The organism is Pseudomonas sp. PS01297, assembly GCF_029959305.1.
Lineage (GTDB): Bacteria > Pseudomonadota > Gammaproteobacteria > Pseudomonadales > Pseudomonadaceae > Aquipseudomonas > Aquipseudomonas helleri.
In genome coordinates, this window is sequence record NZ_JASCPQ010000197.1 from 1 (window position 1) to 2,800 (window position 2,800).

Consider the following 2,800-nt stretch of genomic DNA (forward strand, 5'->3'; position numbering starts at 1 on the left):
GCATCGACACGGTGATTAAGTGACACCGCATCGACCCCATCGCGAGCAAGCCCGCTCCCACAGTGCTGTCTGAGGGCCGCTTATTTCACCGTTTTCGGCACTTTGCCCTGCTGCATTTGTTGCAGCAGCGGCGCGCATTGGTTAGGGACGTCACCGCTCGGGGCGACCAGCGCCAGCAGCCCCGCCGCCGGGCCGGCAATCACGCCCAACGCCACCATCCCCGCACCGCGCAACAGCAAAGGCACCGCCTCTACCCCCGCATCCGGATGCGCAAAGGTGCCGCGCACGTACAACGGTGAGCGCAGCGAGAACACACGGAAGCCCTTGGATTCCGGGGTGATCTTGAGGTCCAGCCGTTCGGTGGCGAAGTTGGCCGTGCCGTCGATGTAGATGATTGCGTTCTGGGTGTCGAACACAAACAACCGGGACGTGGCCAAGCCATCCTTGATCCCGAAATCAGCCGCCGCGCAGTTGATCTTCACGTCCTTGTCGCCAAAGATTTTGCCCACCACGTAATTGCCGACGTTCAACCCGGCGATTTCCATGAGGCTGCGACTGATGGCGCCGTCATTGATGAGCATTTTCAAATTGCCATTGGCCGTGCCCAGCAAGCGAGCGACGGAGTTGCCGGTGCCGGAAATCGAGGCATCGCCGTTCAGTTCACCAAAACTGGTTTTCATCGGCTCAAAGGTCGGGAACAGCTGTTTGAGCTTGAAGTTGCGCGCCGTCAGCTTGGCCCGGCCTTGCAACGGGGTGTCGCGGCCGTTGAGGTTGATCTGTGCATCCAGCTTGCCGCCGGCCACGCCGAAACGCAGCGGTTCCAGCTTCAGCACACCGTCAGTGAGCACCACGTGGGTGTACAGGTCGGTGAACGGCAGATCGGCACTCTGGACAATCCGCTTGCCGGTGAATTCGACATCGGCGTCCATGTCGCGCCAGCGCTCGGTGCGGAACTCTTCGACCGGAAGCACTTTGTCCGCAGGCTGCTTGCTGCTGCCGCCCCGGGCCTTTTGTTTGTCGTTGGAGTCCGCACCGATCAGCGGCGCGAGGTCGACCATCAGCAGTTGGTTGGAGACCAGTTTGCCGGTGAGTTTGGGCCGAGGCTTGCTCGCCGCAAAGCTCAGGTCACCATGAATGTCGCTGCTGCCGATCTTGCCGTTGAAGTTGTCGTACGTGAACGTCGCGCCAGTGGCCTCACGCAGCTTGGCGGTGAGATGGCCGTCGGTGGAGTACGGCGGCGAGTCGGGCAAGGTCACGCCGGTAAGCGGGTACAAGTTGCTCAAGCTGCTGCCTGCCAGCTTCAGGCGCAGGTCCAGCGCCCCCAGGTCCAGCGGGTCGGTCAGGGTGCCGGCCAGCGCAACTTTGGTGTCGGCAATGCTCACTTGCGCTTGCAGCGGGAACGGCTGGTTGGTGTCACGCAACGCCAACAGGCCACCGATTTTGCCGGTGCCGTGGAGTTTCTGGCCGTGGTACTCGCCGTTGACCTTCAGGGCAAAGGCGTAGTCTTGCGGCACGGCGCCCTTGTCTTGGCTCTTTTTCGCCTCTTTTTCACCGACGATCTCGCTAAACGGGATCGGTTTGCCCAGCGAGTCGATCAGCACGTCGAGACGGGTTTTCAGGGTTTGGTCGTTCAGCGACACCTGGCCTTTATCAAAGCCGATTGCGCCAATGTCCACTTTCCAGTTGGAGGGCTCGGCGTCCGGGTCGGCGGCGTCGAACGTGAAGGTCCAGTTTGCCCGGCCATCGGCCAGGCGTTCGAGTTTGGCTTTGGGCTCCTTCAGGTCAATACGCGGGATAGCCACGGTCTGGCTCAACAGCGCCAGCGGTGACAGGCGCAGTTCAACCTGCTTGAGGCTGGCCATTTCGGGGTTTTTTGACCAGTCGGGGTTGCCCAGGGTCAGGTCTTCGGCAATCACATGCGGCCACGGCACCCAGGTACGCCAGCCGCCCTGGCCGTCTTCGCGCAGCCAGCGCACGGCCAGGTTGCCGTTAATGGCAAACGAGCGGTGCAGCACCTCGGACACTTTGGCGTTAATGGTCGGCTTGAGGCGGTTCCAGTCGAAGGTAGAAATGATCACCACCAATACGACCACCAGCAGGACAACAATACCGCCTATCCAGGCAAGGGTTTTACGGGTGCGCGTCATGGTGCGGCTCCTTTATGACGACTCAACGTCCTGGTGACTATGAAGGTACGACTGGCAAAGACGGCCCAAGGTTTAATCCAAGGGGTATTTTCGCGGAAAAAAAACCCGGCATCGCCTGCACAGGCAGTGTGAGCGTGCATCTGTGTGCCCTCAACTGCGCAGGCTAGAGGCCTTCTCGCGGGAATATCAATTGTGTCGATTATCACCATTGGCCGTATGAACTTTGATATCGAGCGTGCAAGCGTAGCATTGCCTCCATCAACCCTGAGTTGCACTGCTACGGAGCACACACCATGAAACGCCCTGTCTTGTTTAGCCTTTCTCTTTCACTGCTGGCCTTTAACGCGTTCGCCATGCCCGCTGACGAAGAGCCAACCCCAATGGCCCAACCGGCCTCCAGCAGCGTCAGCCAGCCGCTCAATCAGCTTGCTGAAGACGGCGCACAACGCACCCTGGACCAACAAAAACGCGTGGCCGAAGATGGCTACGATCGCACCAAAGGCAGCACCTTTGTCGCTGAAGGCGGCGCGGACCGTCTAGCCGAGCGCAATCAGCGTGCAAGCTGAGCATGACCGTGTGGGAGCGGGCTTGCTCGCGATAGCTTCAACGTCGATGCCCCGATAAACCGCAACGCCGCCATCGCGAGCAAGCCC

Annotated in this window: 2 protein-coding genes; one reads left to right on the forward strand and one right to left on the reverse strand. The window is 60.5% G+C overall.

Features of this window, described 5'->3' with window-relative positions; genetic code table 11:
* Positions 1–80: 80 nt before the first annotated feature.
* Positions 81–2,147 (reverse strand): AsmA family protein, encoded by a 2,067-nt coding sequence (locus QMX84_RS26205; RefSeq protein ID WP_262123824.1) that lies wholly within the window; start codon positions 2,145–2,147, stop codon positions 81–83.
* A gap of 293 nt (positions 2,148–2,440) precedes the next feature.
* On the opposite strand from QMX84_RS26205, the gene QMX84_RS26210 reads away from it, so the two are divergent.
* Entirely contained in the window at positions 2,441–2,713 is a 273-nt protein-coding gene (locus tag QMX84_RS26210; protein ID WP_048366559.1) for a hypothetical protein, read from the forward strand.
* Positions 2,714–2,800: the final 87 nt, after the last annotated feature.

Excerpts from the sequence above, each read along its gene's own strand:
- QMX84_RS26210 (WP_048366559.1), top strand. The coding sequence starts at position 2,441 with ATGAAACGCCCTGTCTTGTTTAGCCTTTCTCTTTCACTGCTGGCCTTT.
- QMX84_RS26205 (WP_262123824.1), bottom strand. The coding sequence starts at position 2,147 with ATGACGCGCACCCGTAAAACCCTTGCCTGGATAGGCGGTATTGTTGTC.